General features: G+C 71.6%; 18 protein-coding genes. 12 read left to right on the top strand and 6 right to left on the bottom strand.

Annotation, left to right across the window (positions count from 1 at the left end):
* The 6 genes from asnB to AB0H86_RS25870 are packed head-to-tail and all read left to right on the top strand — an operon-like array spanning nt 1 to nt 9,059.
* A complete protein-coding gene (gene asnB, locus AB0H86_RS25895) occupies nt 1-1,941 on the top strand; it encodes an asparagine synthase (glutamine-hydrolyzing) (RefSeq protein ID WP_362443314.1) in 1,941 nt (646 codons plus the stop codon).
* On the top strand, nt 1,931-3,142 hold the full coding sequence (locus AB0H86_RS25890; RefSeq protein ID WP_362443311.1) for a Moenomycin biosynthesis protein MoeGT1: 1,212 nt from the start codon (nt 1,931-1,933) through the stop codon (nt 3,140-3,142). The genes asnB and AB0H86_RS25890 overlap by 11 nt, the downstream gene beginning before the upstream one ends.
* Nucleotides 3,139-4,647 carry an asparagine synthetase B family protein gene (locus AB0H86_RS25885; RefSeq protein ID WP_362443308.1) on the top strand — a complete coding sequence of 503 codons (1,509 nt, stop codon included), beginning with the start codon at nt 3,139-3,141 and terminating at the stop codon, nt 4,645-4,647. Before AB0H86_RS25890 ends, AB0H86_RS25885 begins: the two co-directional genes overlap by 4 nt.
* A 47-nt stretch (nt 4,648-4,694) precedes the next feature.
* The gene (locus AB0H86_RS25880; RefSeq protein ID WP_362443305.1) at nt 4,695-6,212 is read left to right on the top strand and encodes a radical SAM protein; all 1,518 of its coding nucleotides are present in this window, start codon (nt 4,695-4,697) and stop codon (nt 6,210-6,212) included.
* On the top strand, nt 6,202-7,467 hold the full coding sequence (locus tag AB0H86_RS25875; RefSeq protein ID WP_362443302.1) for a hypothetical protein: 1,266 nt from the start codon (nt 6,202-6,204) through the stop codon (nt 7,465-7,467). Before AB0H86_RS25880 ends, AB0H86_RS25875 begins: the two co-directional genes overlap by 11 nt.
* Nucleotides 7,467-9,059, top strand: coding sequence for a carbamoyltransferase C-terminal domain-containing protein (locus tag AB0H86_RS25870; protein WP_362443299.1), 1,593 nt, complete (start codon nt 7,467-7,469; stop codon nt 9,057-9,059). The genes AB0H86_RS25875 and AB0H86_RS25870 overlap by 1 nt, the downstream gene beginning before the upstream one ends.
* Before the next feature lie 15 nt (nt 9,060-9,074).
* Here the strand turns inward: AB0H86_RS25870 and AB0H86_RS25865 are convergent, their stop codons facing one another.
* The 5 genes from AB0H86_RS25865 to AB0H86_RS25845 all read right to left on the bottom strand — a co-directional run bounded on the left by AB0H86_RS25865 (nt 9,075) and on the right by AB0H86_RS25845 (nt 13,379).
* Nucleotides 9,075-9,893, bottom strand: coding sequence for a Moenomycin biosynthesis protein MoeN5 (locus AB0H86_RS25865; RefSeq protein WP_362443296.1), 819 nt, complete (start codon nt 9,891-9,893; stop codon nt 9,075-9,077).
* On the bottom strand, nt 9,890-10,705 hold the full coding sequence (locus tag AB0H86_RS25860; protein WP_362443293.1) for a geranylgeranylglyceryl/heptaprenylglyceryl phosphate synthase: 816 nt from the start codon (nt 10,703-10,705) through the stop codon (nt 9,890-9,892). The genes AB0H86_RS25865 and AB0H86_RS25860 overlap by 4 nt, the downstream gene beginning before the upstream one ends.
* Nucleotides 10,706-10,783: 78 nt before the next feature.
* Complete coding sequence (locus AB0H86_RS25855; protein WP_362443290.1) at nt 10,784-11,695, bottom strand: hypothetical protein; 912 nt, start codon at nt 11,693-11,695, stop codon at nt 10,784-10,786.
* A 335-nt stretch (nt 11,696-12,030) separates the two neighbouring features.
* Nucleotides 12,031-12,711, bottom strand: coding sequence for a hypothetical protein (locus AB0H86_RS25850; protein WP_362443287.1), 681 nt, complete (start codon nt 12,709-12,711; stop codon nt 12,031-12,033).
* Nucleotides 12,708-13,379, bottom strand: coding sequence for an ABC transporter ATP-binding protein (locus AB0H86_RS25845; protein WP_362443284.1), 672 nt, complete (start codon nt 13,377-13,379; stop codon nt 12,708-12,710). The genes AB0H86_RS25850 and AB0H86_RS25845 overlap by 4 nt, the downstream gene beginning before the upstream one ends.
* A gap of 589 nt (nt 13,380-13,968) precedes the next feature.
* Between AB0H86_RS25845 and AB0H86_RS25840 the strand changes: the two genes are divergently transcribed.
* The 3 genes from AB0H86_RS25840 to AB0H86_RS25830 all read left to right on the top strand — a co-directional run bounded on the left by AB0H86_RS25840 (nt 13,969) and on the right by AB0H86_RS25830 (nt 17,448).
* Nucleotides 13,969-15,078: a glycosyltransferase family 2 protein gene (locus tag AB0H86_RS25840; protein ID WP_362443281.1), complete on the top strand. Its 1,110-nt coding sequence runs from the start codon at nt 13,969-13,971 to the stop codon at nt 15,076-15,078.
* 85 nt (nt 15,079-15,163) lie between these two features.
* Nucleotides 15,164-15,982, top strand: coding sequence for a glycosyltransferase family 2 protein (locus AB0H86_RS25835; RefSeq protein WP_362443278.1), 819 nt, complete (start codon nt 15,164-15,166; stop codon nt 15,980-15,982).
* Between the two features lie 17 nt (nt 15,983-15,999).
* Nucleotides 16,000-17,448, top strand: coding sequence for a glycosyltransferase family A protein (locus AB0H86_RS25830; protein ID WP_362443274.1), 1,449 nt, complete (start codon nt 16,000-16,002; stop codon nt 17,446-17,448).
* Between the two features lie 95 nt (nt 17,449-17,543).
* On the opposite strand, the gene AB0H86_RS25825 is transcribed toward AB0H86_RS25830, so the two are convergent.
* A complete protein-coding gene (locus AB0H86_RS25825; RefSeq protein WP_362443271.1) occupies nt 17,544-18,866 on the bottom strand; it encodes an MFS transporter in 1,323 nt (440 codons plus the stop codon).
* Nucleotides 18,867-19,001: 135 nt separating this feature from the next.
* Between AB0H86_RS25825 and AB0H86_RS25820 the strand changes: the two genes are divergently transcribed.
* The 3 genes from AB0H86_RS25820 to AB0H86_RS25810 all read left to right on the top strand — a co-directional run.
* On the top strand, nt 19,002-19,937 hold the full coding sequence (locus AB0H86_RS25820; protein WP_362443268.1) for a LysR family transcriptional regulator: 936 nt from the start codon (nt 19,002-19,004) through the stop codon (nt 19,935-19,937).
* 329 nt (nt 19,938-20,266) lie between these two features.
* A complete protein-coding gene (locus AB0H86_RS25815; protein WP_362443265.1) occupies nt 20,267-21,271 on the top strand; it encodes a sugar ABC transporter substrate-binding protein in 1,005 nt (334 codons plus the stop codon).
* Between the two features lie 5 nt (nt 21,272-21,276).
* On the top strand, nt 21,277-22,247 hold a 971-nt coding region (locus AB0H86_RS25810; protein ID WP_362443262.1), incomplete at its 3' end, for an ABC transporter permease.

Genomic DNA, 22,247 nt, shown 5'->3' with positions numbered 1-22,247 from the left:
GTGGGATTCAGCGACATCGGCGGTGGCCAGGAGGCCGCCCGCGGCACGGCCGAACGGATGCTGGCCGCAGTGGCGCACCGCGGCCCCGACGGCAGCAACTGGTGCCATCACCACGGCGTGACCTTCGCGCACTGTGCCCTGACCTTCGTCGACCCCGACCGGGGCCGGCAGCCGTTCGTCTCCGCGAGCGGTGCCACCGCCCTCGTCCTCAACGGGGAGATCTACAACCACGAGGAGCTGCGCCGCGAACTGCGCGCCGCGGGGGCCCGGTTGCGCACGGCCGGCGACACCGAGGTGCTGGTGGAGCTGTACGAGCGGCACGGCATGAAGGCGCTGGAGCGGGTGCGCGGCATGTACGCCTTCGTGCTGCACGACGCGCGCACCGCGACGACCGTGCTGGTCCGCGATCCGATGGGCAAGAAGCCGCTCTACTACACGCGTGTCCCCGACGGGATCGCCTTCGCCTCCGAACTCACCGCGCTGCTGCGCCACCCCGACGCCCCGCGCACCCCGGACGTCCGGGCCCTCGCCGGCTATCTGACGCTCCAGGCGTTCTGCGCGCCCGGCTCGGCCGTGACCGGGGTGCACAAGGTCCGCCCCGGCAGCTACCTGGAGTACTCCGGCGGCCGGCTGCGCGAGGTGGAGTTCTGGCGGCCCCGGCTGGCGACGGCCGCGCGGACGCCGAGCGGACGGGAGGCCGCCGCACGCTTCGAGGAACTGTTCCGGGCCGCGGTCTCCCGCCGGGTCAGCAGCACGGAACACCGGCTCGGCGTGCTGCTGAGCGGGGGCCTCGACTCCAGCGCGGTGGCCGCCGTCGCCCAACAACTATCCCCGCAGCGGCCCGTGTTGACGTTCAGCGCGGGGTTCGAGCAGCACGACTTCGACGAGAGCGCACACGCCCGCTCGGTCGCCCGGCATCTCGGCACCGAGCACCATGTCGTCCGTATCGGCGGACGCGACCTCGCCGACGTGGTGGAGTCGGAGTACACCCGGGCCGACGAACCCCTCGCCGACCCCTCCCTGCTGCCCACCCGCATCGTCTGCCGGATGGCCCGGCGGCACGTCCGCGGGGTGCTCACGGGGGACGGCGCCGACGAACTGCTGCTCGGTTACCGGTACTTCCAGGCCGAGCGGGCGATCGAGCTGCTGCTGCGGCTGATGCCCGCCCCCCGGCTGGAAGCCCTGGTGCGGACCCTGGTGCGCAGGCTGCCCGCGCGTTCCGGCAATCTGCCCGCCGCCGCGGCCCTCGGCCTGCTGGCGCGCGGGCTGCGCGCGGCGCCCGAGCACCGCTTCTACCTGTCATCGGCCCCCTTCGGCCCGGCCGAACTGCCCGGCCTGCTGCGCCCGGACGCCCGCGACGCCCTGGCCGGGCACGATCCCTTCGCCGAGATCTCCCGGCTCCTGGACGACCAGCCGGGCCTGACGGGCGTGCAGCGCAGCCAGCTCGCCGTCGTCGCCCACTTCCTGCGCGACGTGATCCTCACCAAGACCGACCGCGGCGGCATGCGCAGCGCCCTCGAACTGCGCTCCCCCTTCCTCGACCTGGACCTCGTCGAATACGGCAACGCGTTGCCCACCTCGCTGAAACTGCGCCGCTTCACCGGGAAGTACCTGCTGCGCCGGGTCGCCGCCGACTGGCTGCCGACGGACATCGTGCGGCGCACCAAGCTCGGCTTCCGCGCCCCGCTGGCCGCCCTGCTGCGCGGCGAGTTGCGCGCGCTGCTGCTGGACACGCTCGCCGCGCCCGCGCTGGACCGCGGCGGGCTGTTCGACGCCCGTGCCGTGCGACTGCTGACCGACGACCACCTCAGCGGCCGGCGCGACACCTCGCGCAAGCTGTGGGCGCTCCTGACGTACCAGCTCTGGTACCAGTCGCTTTCCACGCACACCCCGTCCCCCACATGCCTCGACCTCACCGAGGAGCCCCACCGTGCGCCCTGACCGTCCACACATCCAGGTGCTGTCCCCCCGGACCTGGGGGGAGTTCGGCAACTACCTCGCCGCCACCCGGTTCTCCCGGGTGCTGCGCGGCGCCGTCGACGCGGAGGTGACCCTGCTGGAGGCGGAACCGATCCTGCCCTGGCTGGGCGAGGCCGGGGCCGAGATCCGCACGATCTCCCTGGAGAGCCCGGACGCGACCGTCCGCACCCAGCGCTACATGGCCCTGATGGCCCGCCTCCAGGAACGTTTCCCCGACGGTTTCGAGACCGACCCCACCCCCGAGCAGATCACCGAACTGGCCCCGCTCACCGAGCACTTGCGCACCACCGCCCCGGACGTGGTGGTCGGCACGAAGGGCTTCGTGGCGCGGCTGTGCGTGGCCGCCGTACGGCTGGCGGGGACCGGTACCCGGGTGGTCAGCCATGTCACCAATCCGGGTCTCCTCCAGCTGCCGCTGCACCGCAGCCCGCATCCCGACCTGACGCTGGTGGGTTTCGCGTGGGCGAAGGACCACCTCCTCGCGCGGACCGGCGGCGATCCGGACCGGGTGCGGGTGGTGGGACCGCTGGTCGCCCAGCACGACCTGCGCGACTTCATGACCAGCGAGTCCGCCGCGCCGGCCGCCGGCCCCTGGGGCGGGGACACCGACTCCGGCCGCCCCCGCCTGATCGTGTTCTGCAACCGCGGCGGCGACGTGTACCTGGAGCTGGTGCACCACATCGCCGCCAGGCACCCGGACACCGATCTGGTGTTCGTCGGCTACGACGACCCCGACCTCGCCCGCCGAGCCGCAGCCGGTGCCGAGCGGCTGGCGCACTGGCGGTTCCACAGCCGGCTCACCCAGACCGAGTACTTCGACTACATCGACCGCGCGTCCAGGTCGCCGTACGGGCTGCTCGTCTCTAAGGCGGGACCCAACACCACGCTGGAGGCGGCCTACTTCGGGATCCCGGTGCTGATGCTGGAGTCGGGGCTGCCGATGGAGCAGTGGGTGCCGGGGCTCATTCACGACCACGACCTCGGCCGGGCCCATTCCGCGCCCGAGGACCTGTTCCGTACCGTCGACGACTGGCTGGCCCGCCCGTCGGCGATCGAGGCGCACAAGAAGGCCGCGATCGGCTTCGCCGAGTCCGTGCTCGACCAGGCGGCGGTGGCCCGCCGGATCGGGGCCGCCGTGCGGCCCCTGCTGGACGCCCGGTGAAGCCCCGCATCCGGCTCGTCGCCACATCCGACGGGGTCCGCGTCGAGGGCGACAAGGAGGCGCGGCTCGGACACACCATCGGCGGGGATCCGCTGGCCGAGGGCCCGCCGCCCGAGGGGATCTTCGCCGCCTGGGAGTGGGACGGCGAACGCCTCTTGGCCCGCACCGACCGGTACGGCATGCACCCCCTGTACCACCGCACCCACGCCGGCTCCCTGACGCTCTCCCCCGACCCGCTCGCCCTGCTGCTGCCCGGCGAGAGCGCCGAACTCGACCACGACGCACTGGCCGTCTTCATCCGGCTCGGCTTCTTCCTCGGCGAGGACACCGCGTTCACCGCGATCCGCGCGCTGCCCCCCGCCACCACACTGACCTGGACCCGCGAGGGGCTCCACCTCGATTCCGCGGCACCACCCGTGCCCGGACCCGCGGACCTCACCAGGGCGGAGGCCGTCGACGGCTTCGTCGAGCTGTTCCGGGCCGCCGTGGCCCGCCGACTGCCCAACGAGCCGTACGTCCTTCCGCTGAGCGGCGGCCGGGACTCCCGGCACATCCTGCTGGAGCTCTGCCGCCAGGGCGCCCCGCCCCGGCTGTGCGTCAGCGGCGCGAAGTTCCCGCCCGACCCGGGTGCCGACGCGCGTGTCGCCGCCCATCTCGCCGGGCGCCTCGGGCTGCCGCACCGCACCGTCCCCCGGCCGCGTTCGCAGTTCCACGCGGAGCGCGCCGCCAATCCGGCACAGGGCATGGGCACCTTGGTCGGCGCCTGGAACCTGTCCCTGCTGGCCTTCCTGCGCCGCCACAGCGGCCTCTGGTACGACGGGCTCGGCGGCGGCGAACTGACGCAGAACCCCAGCATCGAGCTGATCAGGAAGAACCCGTACGAGGTGACGGACCTGCCGGGGCTCGCGGACCGGCTGCTGGCCGCCGGCCGTACCGGAGCGCACGTCGAGCACCTCCTAGGCCCCCGGACCCGCACCCTGTGGAGCCGGGAGAGGGCCCGTGCCCGGCTCGTGCGGGAACTGGCCCGGCACGCCGACGCCGCCTTTCCGCTCGGCTCGTTCTTCTTCTGGAACCGGACGCGGCGGTCCATCGCCCTGGCCCCTTTCACCCTGGGCGACGACCACGCGGTGATCCACACTCCCTACCTCGATCACGCGCTCGTGGACCATCTCTCCTCGGTGCCGCACCGCTTCCTGATCGACGGCACCTTCCACGACCAGGCGCTGCACAAGGCGTTCCCGGAACACTCCGGCCTGGGGTTCGCCTCGGCCGTTCCGCAGCGCCACGGGCCGGTCCTGGTCGGACACCGGCTGGCGTACCTCACCCGGCTGCTCGCCCACACCCTGCACGCCGAACGGGACTGGTGGCGCAGCCACGACCGGGTCCTGCAACGGCTGCTGGCCGCGGGGCGCGGCCCGGGGGCGCCGCAGCGCGTCAGCCGGCTCCAGCCGCTGGCCCTCTACCTGCTCCAGCTGGAGTCCCTCGCGGCCGGGAGAACCGCCTGAGTCCGCACGACAACACCGCCCGCACCACCCCAGAAGGAGGGGACATCATGCGGAAGACACTGCCCGTCATCAGTACCGGTGCGGCGGCGGGGGCCGCGTCGGGCGGCTGCTCGACAGCCGTCACCGAGGCACCGGGCCGTCCGGGCCTGCCGCGCTGGCGCAAGCGGAAGCTGCGGATAGCGCTGGTGCGCCATCACGACCTGTGCCTCAACACCCGTCAGATCACCCAGATCCAGAAGCGCGCCGGCGTCCTGCCGCACCTCGGTCTGGGCTACATCCACACCGCGCTGAAGTCGGCCGGCTTCCACCACGTCATCCAGGTCGACACCCCCGCCCTCGGCCTGGACAGCGAGGGACTGCGCAAACTGCTCGCCGACTTCGAACCGGACCTGGTCGGCGTCAGCACCACCACGCCCGGCCTGCCCGGCGCTGTCGAGGCCTGCCAGGCGGCCAAGAGCACCGGCGCCAAGGTCATCCTCGGCGGCCCGCACAGCGAGGTCTACGCGCGCGAGAACCTCTTCCACGACTGCATCGACTACGTCGGCGTCGGCGAAGGCATCACGATCATGCCGGAGCTGGCCGAGGCCATGGAGCAGGGCGACAAACCGGAGGGCATCCGCGGCCTGGTGACCCGCGAACACGACGGCGGCGCCGCGCCCATGGTGAACCTGGAGGAGGTCGGCTGGCCCTCCCGCGACGGCCTGCCGATGAACAGCTACTACTCGATCATGGCTCCCCGGCCGTTCGCGACGATGATCTCCAGCCGGGGCTGCCCCTTCAAGTGCAGCTTCTGCTTCAAGCAGGCCGTCGACAAGAAGTCGATGTACCGCTCCCCCGAGGACGTCGTCGGCGAGATGACGGAGCTCAAGGACCGGTGGGGGGTGAAGGAGATCATGTTCTACGACGACGTGTTCACCCTGCACCGCGGCCGGGTCCGGGAGATCTGCGCGCTGATCGGCGAACAGGGTCTGAAGGTGCGCTGGGAGGCGCCGACCCGCGTGGACCTGGTTCCGGAACCGCTGCTGAAGGCGATGGCCGGGGCGGGCTGCGTACGACTGCGGTTCGGCATCGAGCACGGGGACTCGGAGATCCTCAAGCGGATGCGCAAGGAGAGCGACATCGAGAAGATCGAACGGGCCGTCACCTCCGCGCACGAGGCCGGCATCAAGGGCTTCGGCTACTTCATCGTCGGCTGGCTCGGCGAGACCCCGGAGCAGTTCCGCGCCACCGTCGACCTCGCCTGCCGCATCCCGCTGGACTACGCGAGCTTCTACACCGCGACCCCGCTGCCGGGCACCCCGCTGCACACCGAGTCCGTGGCCGCGGGGCAGATACCGGCCGACTACTGGGACCGGTTCGTGCAGGGCGAGTTCGACGCGCGGATCGGCTATCTGGTGCCCGACGCCCAGCGCCGCGCGCAGGCCGCCTACCGCGCGTTCTTCCTGCGCCGCTCCATGGCGAAGCCGCTGCTGTCCCACATGGCCTCGACCGGCCAGTGGCGCAACACCCTGGACGGTCTGCGCAGCCTGGCCCGGTCGACCTCCAACACCGACCGTGACTTCTGAGACCGCCCGCCCGGCCGCGTCCGTGCGGCCGGGCCCTCCCGTCCGCCTCAACGCGCCGCTGCCGGCCCACGGCCGGCGGCGGCGCGGCGAACCGTTCCTGACCCACCATGTCCGCACGACCATGGCCCGCGGCTTCCGGCCGCATCCGTCCTGGTCGGTACCGGTGCGCTACGTCCTGCCCGACGAAACGTCGGGCGAGGCGCCCCTGCTCTCCCACGCCCGGGCCGCCGCCGACGCCCTGCGCACCCACTCCCCCGCCCTCGCCCTGATCGCCCCGACCTATGTGTCCCGCGGCACCCTCACCGAGCAGGAGGAACGCCTCGACGCCCTGCTGGACCGCGTCGCCGAGCTGACCCAGGACCAGCCGGACGCCCCCGCCGTGCTGTTCGTCGGCATGCAGTGGTCCTCGGCCGAGGAGGAGGACGAGTCCGTACGGCGGCTGCGGGCCCTGCTGCTTCGGGCCCGCGACCGGCTGCCACAAGTCCCCGTGTGCGGCCTCTCCCTGCCCGGCCCCGGCAAGCCCCGCACGCTCAACGCCGCGATCGAGGTGGCGGAACTGCTCGGCTGCGCGGGCGTCGGCTGGGTCGACGACGACGTGACCCTGGACCCGGGCTGTCTGTCGCGGCTGGTGCGGGACTTCCGGGCGGCCGGCTGCCGGGGCGCGGTGGGCGCCACGAAGGTCCCGCACACCAAGGAGTTCGCCACCTCGCGCCTGCTGGCCCGCGCCAAGGCGATCGCGGCGCCCGCGACCAACTACCCGCACGGCTGCTGCATCCTGGTGGCCACCGACGTCCTGTCCGGCGGCATGCCCGGCCGGTACGTCTCGGACGACGGCTACGTCTGCTTCCGGCTCCTCGATCCCGCCCTGCCCGATCCACTGGCCCGGCTGCGCCTCGTACCGGACGCACGGTGCCACTACTACGTCGCCGGTCCCGCGGGCGAGACCCGCCGCAGGATCCGCAGGCTCCTCCTCAACCATCTCGTCGACCTCGCCGACTGGCCCCTGCCCGTCGTCCGCCACTACTTCCGCCACATGCTCTTCGCCGGTCTGTGGCCGCTGACCGGCTTCGACGGCACCGGTGGGCGGCGGCGCGGCGCCCAGAAGGCGCTGATCAAGTGGCTCTACTTCGCCTGGTTCGCGGGGGTGGGGACGGAGCTGTACCTGCGCGGGCTGACCGGTCGGCCGCTGCGTGCCGTCGAGTGGGCCCCGTACTCGGCCGTCCACCCCCTCACACCCGCTGACCAGGAGCGCTGATGAAGGTACTGTCTCTCCACTCCGCCGGCCACGACACCGGCGTCGGCTACTTCGAGGACGGACGGCTGGTCTTCGCCGTCGAGACCGAACGGCTCACCCGCGTCAAGCACGACCACCGCTCCGACATCGCGCTGGAGCACGTGCTGTCCCAGGAGTGCGTGGACACCGACGGGATCGACCTGGTCGCGGTCAGCACGCCGGTCCGCACCGCCCTGTTGCAGATCCCGGACCTCGACCACGCGATGGAGCGGATCAACGCCGGGGCGCCGCACCACCGGACCACCTGCGACCTGCTCGGCCGACGTGTGGACTGCGTGGTCGTCACGCACGAGGTCTCGCACGCCGCCCTCGCCGCCCACTACGCGGGCCACGAGGAGGGCACCCTCGTGCTGGTCAACGAGGGCCGCGGACAGCTCACCCGCAGCTCCCTGTTCCGGGTCGAGGAGGACCGCCTGGAGTGGATCGCGAAGGACCCGCTGCCCTGGTACGGCAACGGCTTCGGCTGGACCGCGATCGGTCACCTGCTGGGCTTCGGCAAGAGCCCCAGCGTCGCCGGCAAGGTGATGGCACTCGGCGGCTACGGACAGCCGGACGCCCGGATACGCGAGCAGTTGCAGGCGGTGGATCCTCGGGTGATGCACGATCTGGAACTGGCCGAGCGGGTCCGTGCCGAACTCGCCGAACGCCCCGAGTTCAAGCCGGAGTTCGAGACGGCGGCACACGTCGTCGCCACCTTCCAGGACTTGTTCACCGAAGCCGTGCACGCCGTGCTCGACCGGCATGTCACCCGCACCGCCACGGGAGTGGGGCCGATCGCCCTCGGCGGCGGCTGCGCGCTGAACATCGTCGCCAACTCGGCGCTGCGCGAGACCTTCGGCCGGGACATCGCCGTCCCGCCGGCCTGCGGTGACGCGGGGCACCTGGCGGGCGCCGGCATCTACGCCCTCACCTATCTCCTGGGCCAACGGCCCGAACCGCTCAGCGTGTACGCCAACGGCAACGGCGAGCCCCGTGCCGACGTCCTGGCCACCCTGGACACGGCAGGGCTGCGGGCCGTTCCGTACGACGCCTCCGCGGTCGCCCGGCTGCTCGCGGACGGCGGTGTCGTGGCCCTGACGGAGGGGGCGGCCGAGCTCGGGCCGCGGGCACTGGGGCACCGCTCACTGCTGGGCAACCCGGCCGTGTCCGGGATGCGCAAGCGGATGAGCGAGGAGCTCAAACAGCGGGAGTGGTACCGCCCGTTGGGCGCCGTGATGCGCGACGAGCGTTTCGCCGAGCTCTACCCGGGCGGCCGGCCGTCCCCGTACATGCTCTTCGAGTACCAACTGCCGGAAGGCACCGCCCCGGAGGCCCGGCACATCAACGGGACCTGCCGGATCCAGACCCTGGGCGCCGACCAGCCGCGACTGCACGGACTGCTCGACTCCTTCGAGGCGCAGACCGGCGTCCCGGCTCTGATCAACACCTCGCTCAACGGCCCCGGCCGGGCCATCGCACACACCACCGGGCATGTGCTGGACGACTTCGCGCACAGCGACGTCGACCTGTTCGTCTTCGACGACGTGATGGCCTACCGGAGCGAGCTCCGATAGGCCGTCGGCCGGCGGTCAGCGCACCAGGTGCCGCGGCAGCAGCCGGTCCAGTACGTCGTCGGTGTACAGGCCGACGACGGGGACCAGCCCCGAGGAGGCCGGCTGCTCCCGCACCGCGCCGAGCGCCTGGGCGCGCAGCCGCTCCAGCAGCGCCTCGACGTCCCGTGGGGGCACGGCCCCGGTCCGCATCAGATGGGCGAGGTTTCCCTCCCGCTCGCCGTTGCGGTCGTAGTCGGTCAGGTCGTCGGCGATCGTGATGATCGTGCCGAAAGCCTCGGCGAACCGCCGCGCGGCGTCGACGGACTTCTCCTCGCGGCCGCAGATCGCGGAGAGCGAGCCGTAGCAGCCGAGGAAGGTGGCCCCGTAGGTGCTGGCGTTGGCGCACCACTCGTCGAGGTTCTCCGCGCGGTGGCTCTTGGTGCGGATCTGGCCGGTGCAGACCGCGGTGAAGTCGTGTTCGAGTACGGCGGTCACGGCGCGGGCGTCGGCGGCGAGCGCACACATCTCGTGCAGCGCCGTCAGGTGCAGGTGCAGGCACAGACAGGCGAGTTCGACGCGGTCGAGGCCGGTGTCGTCGTCCATGAGGTCGTCGAGCAGCTTCATGGCCACGATGTCCATGGCCAGCGCGCGGGCCACGGCGGCGCGCCGCCGCGGTTCGGTGACCCACTCGGTGAGGAAGTGCGGGACCCTCAGGTACAGGCGCAACGCCGCGGTGTGGGCCACGAGTTCGGGGGAGCCGCCGTTGCGGGCGACGAAGTCGGTGACGTGGTCGCGGTTGGCGGCCTCGGTGACCAGCATCGACGTGGTGTAGGTCTCGGGCAGTACCGCGGTCACGGCCGGTCCGCGCTGATCTCGGCAAGCGTGGACCGCCAGTCGTCATGCTCCAGGGCCCCGGCGAAGCCCACGTAGTCGGCGCCCGCCTCAAGGTAGGCGGTGACGTGCTCGCGTCTGCGCACATTGCCGCTGACGAACAGGATCTGGTCGGCGTGCAGCCGCTGCCGGAAGCGGCGGACCACGTCGGCGGGAACCTGGGCGTAGCGGGAGTACAGGTACACCATGTGGAAGCCGAAGCTGCGGGTGACCGAGATGTACTGGTCGATCTGTTCGGTGGTCGTGGTGGCCACCGGCACCGTGCCGAGCAGGTCCCCCGTCCTGTGGTCCTCGCCGAAGGTGAGGGCGACGGTGAGCAGGAGTTCCGGCCAGTCCTCGCGGTCGGCCCGGCCGGGCAGGTTGACCAGGGTCTCCAGGTAGCTCTTCCACACGTAGTAGTCGTCGCGCGAGCCGAGCAGCGCGGGCAGTATGACGGCGTCGGCGCCGCGGGCCAGGGGGAAGCCGAAGCCCTTGCGCGGCGGGAAGTGCAGCAGCAGGGGCAGCGAGCTGACCTCCTTGATCGCCGCCACGTATGGGTCCATCCGGGCCTCGAACGACTCGTAGTCGGTGCTGGCGAGGATGAGGGCGGCACAGCCGAGGTCCTCAAGGATCTTCGCCTTCTCCACGGCCTCGGCCTGCGGCACCTTGAACGGGTCGATGATGTGGACGGGCCCCCGCTCGTGGCCCTGGAGCCGTGCGAGGACGGCCCCTGGGCTCAGCAGGGGTGGTGCGACCGGGACTTCCGTGCGCTGCGTCAACTGCGGTGACGTGTTCACCAGCGATCCCCCTCGTTGTCCGGTGGTGGCGCGCTGCGCGCCGTCATGCGTTGTCCGGTGGTGGCGCGCTGCGCGCCGTCATGCGAGGTCCGCGCGGCTCGGCTCGGCCGCCGGAGTCACCGCCGCGGCCCTCGTCCTGGCCAGTGCCGCTACGACGGACGCGGTGGTGTAGAGCGCTTTCGTGTCCAGGACGACGGAGCCCAGCGCGGCCTTCCCGCGCCGACCGCGTTCCCATCGCTCACGTGTGTCGGGGTCGAACTCCATGGGCCCGGGCACCCGGCACCATGCGGACGGCCGCCAACTCCCTTCCTTCTCCTGGGAGTCGATCAGCCAGGAGACCGCCCGGCGCACGGCGGCACGGCCGTCCGGCAACTGCCCGGCCAGCACGGCTCGCAGAGCGAAAGCGGTGGCGAAGGCGGATCCCTCCGGCTCCCACTCGGTGCGTACGGCACCGTCCGCTCCGATCCTGGCGGCGGCCCAGCGGGCGGCCGCCCGCGCCTCGGAACGCTCGCCGGCCCGCCGGCCGGCGGTGAGCGCCTCCGCTGCCAGCGCTGTGGGGTACTCGCGATCCGGCCACCAGTAGGCGGGCCACGATCCGTCGGGCCGCTGGATCTCGCTCAGGCGGGTCAACAGCCGTTCGTGCACGGGCAGTCGGAGCAGTCCGGCGGCGGCCGAGGTCACGCACGCATGACTCGCGTACCAGGCGTCCCAGCGGGGAGCCACGCGATCCAGGAAGGGCGCGGCGAACTGCGGCAGATAGCTGGAGACGCCGCCGTCCTCCTGGAGGTGCGCCGCCACGAAGCGGTACCCCTCGTCGGCGCGGGGGTCGTCCTCGGCGCCCAGCGCCTCGGCCAGTCGCAGTACCCAGGAGGTGATGTCGGCGTCACCGGGAACCTGGGGGCAGTAGCCCCAGCCGTCGGACGGTCCGCGGGCCTGTTTCAGCAGCTCCCAGGCGGACACCGCCGCCGATCGCCCGGGGCCTTCGGGCAATTCCGCGAGTGAGGCCCCGACAAAGGCGGTGGCCCAGAACTGGCCTGGGCCACGGACTTCGTAGTCGTTCCACCAACCGTCCGCATCACGTGCGGTCCGGAGGAATTCCGTGGCCCTCGCGAGGGCTTGTCCGGTGGATTCGCCGAGGGGTAATCGCTGTGCACCGTTCACGAACTCTCCTTTCTGGGGAGAGGCGACGAGCCGGGCCACCGTGCCGACGCGGGGACATCAGACGGCAGGACGATTCCCCAACCCTACACGCGTTCGTATCGGCGAGACAGAGTCGGTTTCCCCGAACTCACCGCACGGACTCACCGCACGGACTCGCGGCGGATTCACACGAATTGCATGTGGGTGCGCCTGCGCAATCGCAGCGACATGACGCCGCCGCTCGCCATAACCAGCAGCGCGGTCACCACGGCGGCATGCGTCGCGCCCGAGGTGAGGGAACCGCTGCCGGCGCCGTCGACGGCGTACGTGATGATCTCCCGGGTCGACCAGAAGGGCAGTACCTTGGCGGCGTCCTTGGCCGGGTCGATCACCATCTGGGCGCCGATGACGGAGATCAGCAGCAGGGTGCCCTCCATGTCCCGGGGTACGGCGAGGCCGAGCAGCAGCCCGAGCGGGACCGCCACCAGGGTGGTCAGCGCCAGTTCCAGGGCGACCGCCTGCGGGTTCGCCACATCCTGGTCCACGATCACGACCACGGAGTACAGCGCGGAGATCATGAGCCCGGCGGTGAGGAGGGCGAGCAGGCGGCCCAGGTACAGATGCCGGGGCCGGAAGCCGGACAGGGTGAGCCGGGGTTCGATCTCCCGGCCGCCGACGGCCGAGAAGAGGGCGGCGGTGCTCACCGCGAACCCCACGCCCAGGCTGGCGAACCGGATGGCCTGGCCGGGCTGGTCGTGCCGGCCCAGGTAGAACACCAGCGGCACGAGGAGGAGCAGGCCCAGCACTCCGCGCCGGCGCAGCAGTTCGCGCAGTGTCATCTCGGCCATGCGCAGGGTCCGGATCATCGGGCCGCCCCCTGCTTCCTGGGGCTGAGGTCCAGCACGTGGTCGACCTGGTCGAGTTGGTTGAGCATGTGGGTCACGACGACGACCGCCTTGCCCTGGTCGCGCCAGCCCCAGACGTTCTGCCAGAAGTCCACGTAGGACCCCCGGTCGAAGCCCTGGTAGGGCTCGTCGAGCAGCAGGACGTCCGGGTCGCCGAGGGCGGAGAGGACGACGTTGAGCTTCTGCCGGGTGCCGCCCGACAGGTCCTTGGCCAGGGTGGTGCGGGACACCGACCAGTCGAGTTTGGAGGCGAGTTCGCGCCCCCGGCGGTCGGCGTCCCGGCCGCCCATGCCCCGGCCCGTGCCGAACAGCGTGAAGTGCTCGCGCGGGGTGAGGAAGCCCATGACGCCGGCGTTCTGCGGGCAGTAGCCGAGGCGCCCGGAGATGGTCACCCGGCCCGCGTCCGGAGCGAGCAGCCCGGCGCAGATCTTGAGCATGCTGGATTTGCCGGCTCCGTTGCTGCCCACGATCGCCGCGACCTCGCCCGCGCGCACGACGAGGTCGACGCCGTTCAGGACGCGGCGGCGGCCGTAGCTTTTCACGATCCCGTGCGCGTGCAGCAGGACATCCCGCCCGGACGGCCCGGGGACCCCGCCCAACTGCTGTTCCGCCTGTGCGGAATACCTCATGTGTGCCACCTTCCTTCCGCCGCTCTTCCGCCGCCCTTCCGCCGCCCGCGACGAATGGCGCGGAATGCCGGCCGTTCTGGTTCCGGGTCATTCGGGTTCGCGGCTCTTCGCGGAGCCCGTCCGCCGCATCCCGTGGCCGTTAGCCTGCCACAGACCGACGAGCGGACCGCACACACCACCGACACACATGGCGGGCCGCCATAAAACCGGACGAACATTTTCGGTCGTTTCCAGGATGTCCATGGAGGGGAACCGCGTGCGACGCCAGCGGAATTCGGCCAGGCCGCCACCCGAATCGCATGCGTCTGCCCGGCGGATTCACCGAACGGGTACAACCGGAACCCCGGCATTTCAGCCACCCATCGGGAACTGTGTAGGCAGTCTTGTGATCACTTCGGCCGCCGGTTAGAGTACGCCCCGTCGAAATCAGCGCAATCCGCACATTGTGCGGAAGGCCTGTGGGCAGTGATTTTCCCTTCGTCCGCGGATATCTGACGGAGGGCCGGAACGGGTGGTGCACGATTCGGCCGACGAAGGGACACGGATGCGCGGGGGCACTGGAAGCGGGCGCACATGGTGGCAACGCGCCGTGGCCCGCGGCTTCGACCCCCTGCCCCCACCGCACGCCCCCGTCACTCTGGTCAGGTCGGGAGAGATCCAGCAGGACCCGGCCGACCTGGAGACCGGACTGCCCTCCGGGGGACTCGGGGTGCTCCTGCCCACCTACGTGGCGCGCTGTGATCTGACGGCCCACGAGACCGCGTTACGTCATCTCCTCACCGCCCTCGCCGACATACGGGTAGCCCGTCCCGAACTGCCGCTGACGATCTGGCTGGGCATGCAGTACGGCCCGGACGAGCACGCGGAGGCTGTCGACCGGCTGCGGAGACTGACCAGGGCCTCCCCCGTGCCCGTCGTCGGGTTCGCGCTGCCGGGCCGGGGGAAGCTCCGGACGGTCAACACGGCACTGCGGCTGTCCCGCCCGCTCGGCCACACCGGCTGGCTGTGGACCGACGACGATGTCGAGTTCGGCCCCGGCTGCCTGGCCCGGATCGTCGACCGTTTCCACGAACGCGGCTGCGCCGGCGCGGTCGGCGCCCACCTCGTCGCCCTCCCCCGTACGTCGGCCGCGTCGCGGACGATGGACCGTGTCTCCGGCGTCACCGTGCCGCCGGGCGCCTACCCGGCGGCGGCCTGCATGCTCGTCGCGGCCGACGTCGTCGCCGACGGCATCCCGGCCCGCCGGCTCGCGGACGACGGCTACGTACTCTTCGAACTCCTCGACCCCGACGCGGCCGACCCGCTGCACGACCTCGAAGTACTGCCGGACGCCCGAGGCAGCTTCTACCGGGTCGGCCGGACCCGCGACACGCTGCGCCGGCTGCGCCGCTCTCTCTACAGCCATGTGACCTGCACGTCCGACTACCCGTGGGCGACGGCGCGGACGTACCTCACCGGCACCCTGTTCCACGGCCTGTGGCCGCTCGCCGCCTGGGACGGCAGCGGCGGGCCGGTACGCGGACTGAAGCGCTGGACCGTCAAGGCCGTACACCTGACCTGGTTCTGCTCGGTCGCCGCCGGCCTCGCCGCCCGCGGCGTGGCCGGCAGCCCGCTGCGGCACGTGCCGTGGGGCGACGACGGCGACTTCCTGAGCCCGGCCGCCGAGGGGCAGCCCGCGGCGGCACGCACCGGACGCTGACATGGGACGGCCGCCCGGCACGGCGGCCGTCCGGACGCGCGACACAGACGGCTGCCCGCTGTGGCGGCCCCGGATGGGAGACGCCGTGCGGACATCGGCACACACGCAGGCAGCGGTCACCGTCGTCCTGCCGCACTACGACTGCGCGGACTACCTGGGCGCGGCGGCGGCCTCGGTCCTCGCCCAGGACCGGGCCGACCTCCGCCTGATCGTGGTCGACGACTGCTCCCCCGACGAGACATGGACGGCCGCCTTGCGCCCGTACGCCGCGGACCCGCGCCTGACGGTGCTGCGCACCTCCGAGAACGTCGGCCATCTGCGCATCAAGAACAAGGCCCTGGAACGTGTGGACACTCCGTACGTCGCCTTCCAGGACGCCGACGACATCAGTCTGCCGGGGCGACTGCGCCATCAACTCGCCCTGCTGGAACGGGACAAGGCGGATCTGGTGGGTTGCGCCTACGAGTACATCGACGCCGCGGGCCACGGCACCGGCCGCCGCCGGATGCCCCGCAACGGCAACCTGTGGATGCGCCTCGGACGTTCGACGGTTCTGCTGCACCCCTCGTCGGTCGTGCGCCGCGAGGTGCTGGAGCGGCTCGGCGGCTTCGACGGCACCGTCCGGCTCGGCGCGGACACCGACTTCCACCTCCGGGCGGCCCGGCTGTACCGGTTACGCAGTGTGCGCCACGTCCTGTACCGCTACCGGATCTGGCCCAACTCCCTGACCCAGGCGCCCGAGACGGGCTTCGGGTCCGCGGAACGCCTCTCCTACACAGGGGCCATGAACGACCAGGAGCGGCGCCGCCGCGAGGCGAGGACCCGCGAGGAGCTGCTGCCCCTGCTGGTCGCGCCGCCCAACGACATCGACTTCACGCTGGACCCGGTCGCGGTGGGCGGGTGAGGGTGAGGGTGACCAGCGTGGAACCGCCCCTGCCCGAGATCGGCGTGGTCGTCGCGGCACCCGAGGGCGAGTGGGAACCAGCGGTGCGCAGTCTGCTGCGCCAGTCCCTGCCGCCCGCCGCGATCACGGTGGTCACCCCGGCGGACCCGCCGCCGGAGCCACGGCCGCACTTCGCGCGCTGCGCGCCCGAAACCGCCGCCGAGGCCTGCGTCGAGGCCGCGCGCGCCACCCGGGCTCCCTACGTCGCCTTCCTCCACGGCGCCGACGAGGCCCTCCCGGACTGGTTGCGGCACCTGGCCCGGGCGGCAGCCGGCGGTGCGGGTCTCGTCCAGTGCGGCACACTCCGGCTGCGGGCCGACGCGTTGGTCGAGGGCATCACCCTGGAGCCCGGTCTCGACGGTGCCGCGTACGCCGTACGACGCGATCTGCTGGGTACGACGGGTCGTACGGCCGTGTGGGTCACGGTGCCGCGACTGCTGGTGCGACGCCGGACCGACGACACCGCGGCCACCGTTTCCGCCGCCCGGGCCGCGGGGGCCGGCCTCGTACGGGACACGCGCCTCGTCCCCTCCGTCCACGCGCCCTTCGCGGACGTGTCCGGACGGGGGCGGGCCCCGGATCTCGTCTCCGTCGTGATCCCCGTCCGCGACGGCTCGCTCACGCTCCCCGCGCAGCTGCGTGCGCTCGCGTCCCAGACCTGCGCCGCCCCCTGGGAGGTCCTCGTCGTCGACAACGGCTCGACCGACGCGACACGCGAGGTGGCCGAGAAGGCCCGCCCCGACCTGCCCGGCCTGCGGGTCATCGACGCCTCCGAGCGCCCCGGCGAGAGCTACGCCCGCAACCGCGGAATCGCCGCCGCCCGCGGTGACTTCATCGCCTTCTGCGACGCGGACGACGTCGCCGACCCCGGCTGGCTCGCCGCGCTGACCGAGGCCGCGCCGGACGCCGACCTGATCGGCGGCAGCCTGGACAGCGGTGTGCTCAGCCCGGCGTACGCCGACGAGCAGCCGGTGCCGATGACCGAGCAGACCGACTTCCTGCCCTTCGCGCGAGGCGCCAACTGCGCCGCCTGGAAAGACATGTTGACGACGATCGGCGGCTGGGACGAGAACTACCGGGGCGGCGGCGAGGACATGGACCTGTCCTGGCGGGCCCATCTGTGCGGTTACCGCGTCGGATACGCCCACGACGCCCGCATGCACTACCGGCTACGCGCCGAACTCTCCTCCCTGGCCCGGCAGAAGTGGAACTACGGCAGGTCCGGTGCCCGGCTGTACGCCGCCTACCGCCACGCCGGCTTCGAGCGTCGCGGCAACCGGACAGTCGTCATGAACTGGTCCTGGCTACTCCTGCACACCCCCGACCTCGCCCGCTCCCCGAGCCTGCGCCGCCGCTGGATCCGCTACGGCGCCCGACTCTCCGGCTTCCTGGCCGGCAGCGCGGAACGGGGTGTCAGATACCTCTGACACCCCTTGAGATGAACCCTGACGGATCAGCCGTCCAGATCGGCACTCTCGTTCCGCTGACGCGGCCGGATCGCGGTGATGGCGGTGGCGGTCCGTCAGGCGCGGTTCGGTGCCGACTCCGAACCCGACTCCGAACCCGCCTCCGACTCCGACTCCGACTGCGGCTCCGGCTCCGGCTCGGCGGGAGGCGCTGCCGTGCGGCGAGGGAGCAGCAGCGGGGTCGCCAGCAGGAGCGCGCCGGCCAGGCCGATGGCCGTGCGCGGACCGAGCAGGCCGCCCAGCACGCCCCAGACGGCGGTCAGGAGCGCGGTCGAGGCCTTGGTCGTCACCGCCCACGCGGACAGTGTGCGGGTGACCCGGCCGGTCGCGGTGCTCTCGAGGCGGTAGGTGGCGTAGACGGGGTTGAAGACCCCGCAGCAGAAGATGAGCCCGAACTCGACGCCCATCACCAGCAGCAGCCCGGCGGTGCCCGGCCCCAGGAAGGCCAGACCGATGGGCCAGAGCGCCCGCAGCGTCCCGACCACGACCAGGACCTGGTGCTGTCCGAACCGGGTGACGAGCGGTCGGGCCAGCCGCGAGCCGAGCAGCCCGCCGATCGACGGCACGGCGAAGGCGAGGCCGTACTGCCACGGTGTGCACCCGAGTCGGCCGAGCATCAGGACGGCGAGCAGCGGCTGAGTGGCCATCACCAGGCCGTTGAACAAAGCGGTGTTGAAGAGGAGTGGACGCAGCGTCGCGTCGGCGAGGATGTACCGCCAGCCGTCGAGCAGGTCCCCGGCCCGCATGCGCGCGGACTCCCGACGCTCCGGCCGCGGCTCGTGCCCGCCCATCGCGCGGATGCCCAGGGCCGAGAGCAGGTAGCTGACCGCGTCGGCCACCACCGTCGCCACCGGACCGAGGAGCCCGATCGCCACGCCGCCCAGCGGTGGTCCGATGATCGTGGTCGTCCATGTCGTGGACTCGAACCGGGCGTTGGCGACGAGCAGGTCCTCGGCCGGCAGCAGCGCCTTCAGGTACGCGCCGGAGGCGGCGCGGAAGGTGATGTCGGCCGCCGCGACGACGATGGAGACCAGCAGGAGCTGAAGGAAGGTGAGCACGCCGAGTGCGTACGCGGCGGGGATCGTCAGCAGCGCCGCGAACCGCACCAGGTCCGTCGCGATCAGCACCGGCCGCTTGCGGCGGAACTCCACCCAGGGACCGAGCGGCACCGCCACTGCCGCGCCCACCGCGGCCCCCACGGAGGAGAGCACGGCGACCTCGGCCGGGCCGGCGTGCAGCACCTGGATGGCGATCAGCGGGAACGCGCCGAAGGCGAGCCACGTGCCGAGCGCGCTGGTCCCGTACGCTCCCCACAGCCAGCCGAACCGCCGCCCCAACCGGTGTCCGAGCAGATGTCCCAGCCGATGCCCGCTCCTCATGCCCGATGCCCCTCGCCACTCACCCTGCACAACCGATTCGCGATCGGTAGCAATCAAAGCGAGGTCCGTACTCGGGGATCAAACAACCGCAGGGCCGTCGGTCACAACCAATGGTTGTGGCCCTAGGGTGTCGGCATGGACCTCGAATCTGTCCGGACCTTCGTCGCCGCCGCCGACGCGGGTCAGTTCCAGGAGGCCGCCGCCGAGCTGGCGGTCACCCAGCAGGCCGTCTCCAAGCGCATCGCCGCGCTGGAGCGCAACCTCGGCGTGCGGCTGTTCACCCGCACCGCGCGCGGCGCCGAGCTCACCATCGACGGGCAGGCGTTCCTGCCCCACGCGCGTGAGCTGCTGCGCGTCGCCGAGCGCGCGGTCGCGTCGGTGCGCACCGGCCGCCGTCCGCTGCGTGTCGACGTGATCGCCTCACGCAGCGCGCAGTCGGGCCTGATGCGCGACTTCCATCGCGCACACCCCGACATCGAGCTCGACGTGATGATGCTGTTCGACGTCGAGACGGCCGTCACCGCCATCCGGTCCGGTGCGATCGACGCGTCCTTCCGCGCAGTCGCCGTGCCCGGCCGGCCCCTTCCCGAGGACATCGAGTCCGTCCGGGTGCTCGACGAGCCGCTCCAGCTCCTCACCGGCCCCGCCCACGCGCTCGCGGGCGCCCGGTCGGTGGCCATCGCTCAGCTCGCCGGGCACCGGATCTGGATGCCCGGCATCGTCCCCGGTACCGAGTGGGCCGCCTACTACGACGACCTCGTCGCCGAGTTCGGACTCACCATCGAGGCGACCGGCCCCAACTTCGGCTCCGACGCACTCCTCGACACCATCGCCGACACCCCGGCCCTGGCCACCTTCATGGGCGGGCGGACCCGCCTCGTCTGGCCCGCCGGCCACGGCCTACGCCGTATCCCGGTGACCGACCCGACGCCCGTCTACCCGCACTCGCTCCTGTGGCACCGCGACAACCCCCACCCAGCGCTGGCCACCCTGCGCGCCCACCTCGCCGCCACAACGGCCGGCCACAACGCCGCCGGGACCTGGGCGCCGGACTGGGTGATTCCACGCTGAGTACGGACGCGCCCTCGCACACGCGACGCCGACCGAGCCCCTCAATTTCATTCTGAACACTTTGTTGGGACGTCCTGACATAGCTGTTGACATCGTCGCGGAGCGGCTCCATAGTCTCTCCAACTAGAGCGCGCTACTAAAGCGCTCCAGTGCGCGAACCGGTGGTCCGCACCCATGACCACCGGGGAGACGCGCCACGCCGTGCCGCACGGACAGACCACTCGCGCACCGCGTCGCCCGCTCGGTGATCGTGAACCGGCCACCGACGTCAGACGCGCGCCGGCCCACCACAAAACTCCATCCCGACCAGCACAGCGAGGTGCAGGGACATGCACAGACACAACCGAGCCGCCATCCTCACCGCCACCGTCCTCACCGGAACCCTGCTCGCCGCCGGCTGTTCCAGCAGTTCGGGCGGCAAGAAGTCCGAGGAGGGCGGTGCGGCCGCCTCCGCGGGCAAGGCCGACACCCCTCGCATGACCGTGGCCCTGGTCACGCACGCCTCACCCGGCGACACCTTCTGGGACCTGGTGCGCAAGGGCGCCCAGGCCGCGGCCGCCAAGGACAACGTCAAGCTCGTCTACTCCAGCGACCCCAGCGCCGGTAACCAGGCCAATCTGGTGCAGAACGCGATCGACCAGAAGGTCGACGGCATCGCCCTCACCGCCGCCAAGCCGGGCGCCATGAAGGACGTCGTGGGCAAGGCGAACGCGGCCGGCATCCCGGTCGTCGGCTTCAACTCCGGCGTGGACGACTGGAAGAAGCTCGGCATGCTGGAGTACTTCGGCCAGGACGAGAACATCGCCGGGCAGGCCTTCGGCCAGCGCCTGAACCAGCTGGGCGCCAAGCACGCCCTGTGCGTCATCCAGGAGCAGGGGCAGGTCGCCCTGGAGGCCCGCTGCGCCGGCCTGAAGAAGGGCTTCAGCGGCAAGACGGACATCCTCTACGTCAACGGTACGGACATGCCGTCCGTGAAGTCGACGATCACCGCCAAGCTCAGCCAGGACAAGTCCATCGACCAGGTGGTCACCCTCGGCGCCCCGATCGCGCTGACCAGCGTGCAGTCGCTGTCCGACGCCGGCAGCAAAGCCAAGCTCGCCACCTTCGACCTCAACAAGGAGCTGGTGAAGGCCGTCCAGGACGGCAGCGTCGAGTTCGCCGTCGACCAGCAGCCCTACCTCCAGGGCTACCTCGCCGTCGACGCGCTGTGGCTCTACAAGACCAACGGCAACTTCAGCGGCGGCGGCACCGCGCCCGTCCTCACCGGACCGGCCTTCATCGACAAGACCAACGTCGACAAGGTCGCTCAGTTCGCTGCGAAGGGCACTCGGTGAGCGGTATGACCCAGCAGGCTGAGCCGGCGGTGACCACACCGCCGGCCCCCGGCCCGAAGCAGCCCGACGGCCGGACCTCGCAACGACCTCTCGTGCTGCGGCTGTTGGCCCGTCCCGAAGTCGGTGTGTTCCTGGGTGCCGCCGCGGTGTACGTGTTCTTCCTGATCGCGGCGCCGCCGGTGCGCGAGGGCAGCGCGATGTCCACGGTGCTGTACCAGTCGTCGACGATCGGGATCATGGCGCTGCCGGTGGCGCTGCTGATGATCGGCGGCGAGTTCGATCTGTCGGCCGGTGTCGCCGTGATCACTTCGGCGCTGACCGCGAGCATGCTCGCCTATCAGCTCACGCTGAACGTGTGGGCGGGTGTGATCGTCGCGTTGATCGTGTCGCTGGCGATCGGCTTCTTCAACGGCTGGATGGTCGTGAAGACCGGTCTGCCGAGCTTCCTGGTCACGCTGGGCACGTTCCTGATCCTGCAGGGTGTGAACCTCGCGGTCACCAAGCTGGTGACCACCAATGTGGCCACGGACGACATCAGTGGCATGGACGGCTTCGGCCAGGCGAAGAAGATCTTCGCCTCGACCTTCGAGGTCGGCGGGGTCACCGTGAAGATCACCGTCGTGTACTGGCTGGTCTTCGCGGCTCTGGCCACGTGGGTCCTGCTGCGCACGAAGTACGGCAACTGGATCTTCGCGGTCGGCGGCAGCAAGGAGAGCGCACGGGCGGTCGGCGTGCCCGTGACCTTCACGAAGATCTCGCTGTTCATGCTGGTCGGCTTCGGTGCCTGGTTCGTCGGGATGCACCAGCTGTTCACCTTCAACACGGTGCAGTCCGGTGAGGGCGTGGGCCAGGAGCTGATCTACATCGCCGCGGCCGTCATTGGCGGCTGTCTGCTGACCGGCGGTTACGGCTCGGCGATCGGGCCGGTCTTCGGCGCGTTCATGTTCGGCATGGTCAACCAGGGCATCGTGTTCGC

This window comes from Streptomyces sp. NPDC050997, from assembly GCF_040660135.1.
Lineage (GTDB): Bacteria > Actinomycetota > Actinomycetes > Streptomycetales > Streptomycetaceae > Streptomyces.
The sequence above is the reverse complement of the archived record's forward strand: the minus strand, read 5'-3'. Positions and strand labels throughout refer to the sequence as shown.

What these genes read in the sequence shown, in the direction of transcription:
- AB0H86_RS25825 (WP_362443271.1), bottom strand. Translation starts at nt 18,866, where the DNA reads ATGAGGAGCGGGCATCGGCTGGGACATCTGCTCGGACACCGGTTGGGG.
- AB0H86_RS25880 (WP_362443305.1), top strand. Translation starts at nt 4,695, where the DNA reads ATGCGGAAGACACTGCCCGTCATCAGTACCGGTGCGGCGGCGGGGGCC.
- AB0H86_RS25850 (WP_362443287.1), bottom strand. Translation starts at nt 12,711, where the DNA reads ATGATCCGGACCCTGCGCATGGCCGAGATGACACTGCGCGAACTGCTG.
- AB0H86_RS25820 (WP_362443268.1), top strand. Translation starts at nt 19,002, where the DNA reads ATGGACCTCGAATCTGTCCGGACCTTCGTCGCCGCCGCCGACGCGGGT.
- AB0H86_RS25815 (WP_362443265.1), top strand. Translation starts at nt 20,267, where the DNA reads ATGCACAGACACAACCGAGCCGCCATCCTCACCGCCACCGTCCTCACC.
- AB0H86_RS25845 (WP_362443284.1), bottom strand. Translation starts at nt 13,379, where the DNA reads ATGAGGTATTCCGCACAGGCGGAACAGCAGTTGGGCGGGGTCCCCGGG.
- AB0H86_RS25870 (WP_362443299.1), top strand. Translation starts at nt 7,467, where the DNA reads ATGAAGGTACTGTCTCTCCACTCCGCCGGCCACGACACCGGCGTCGGC.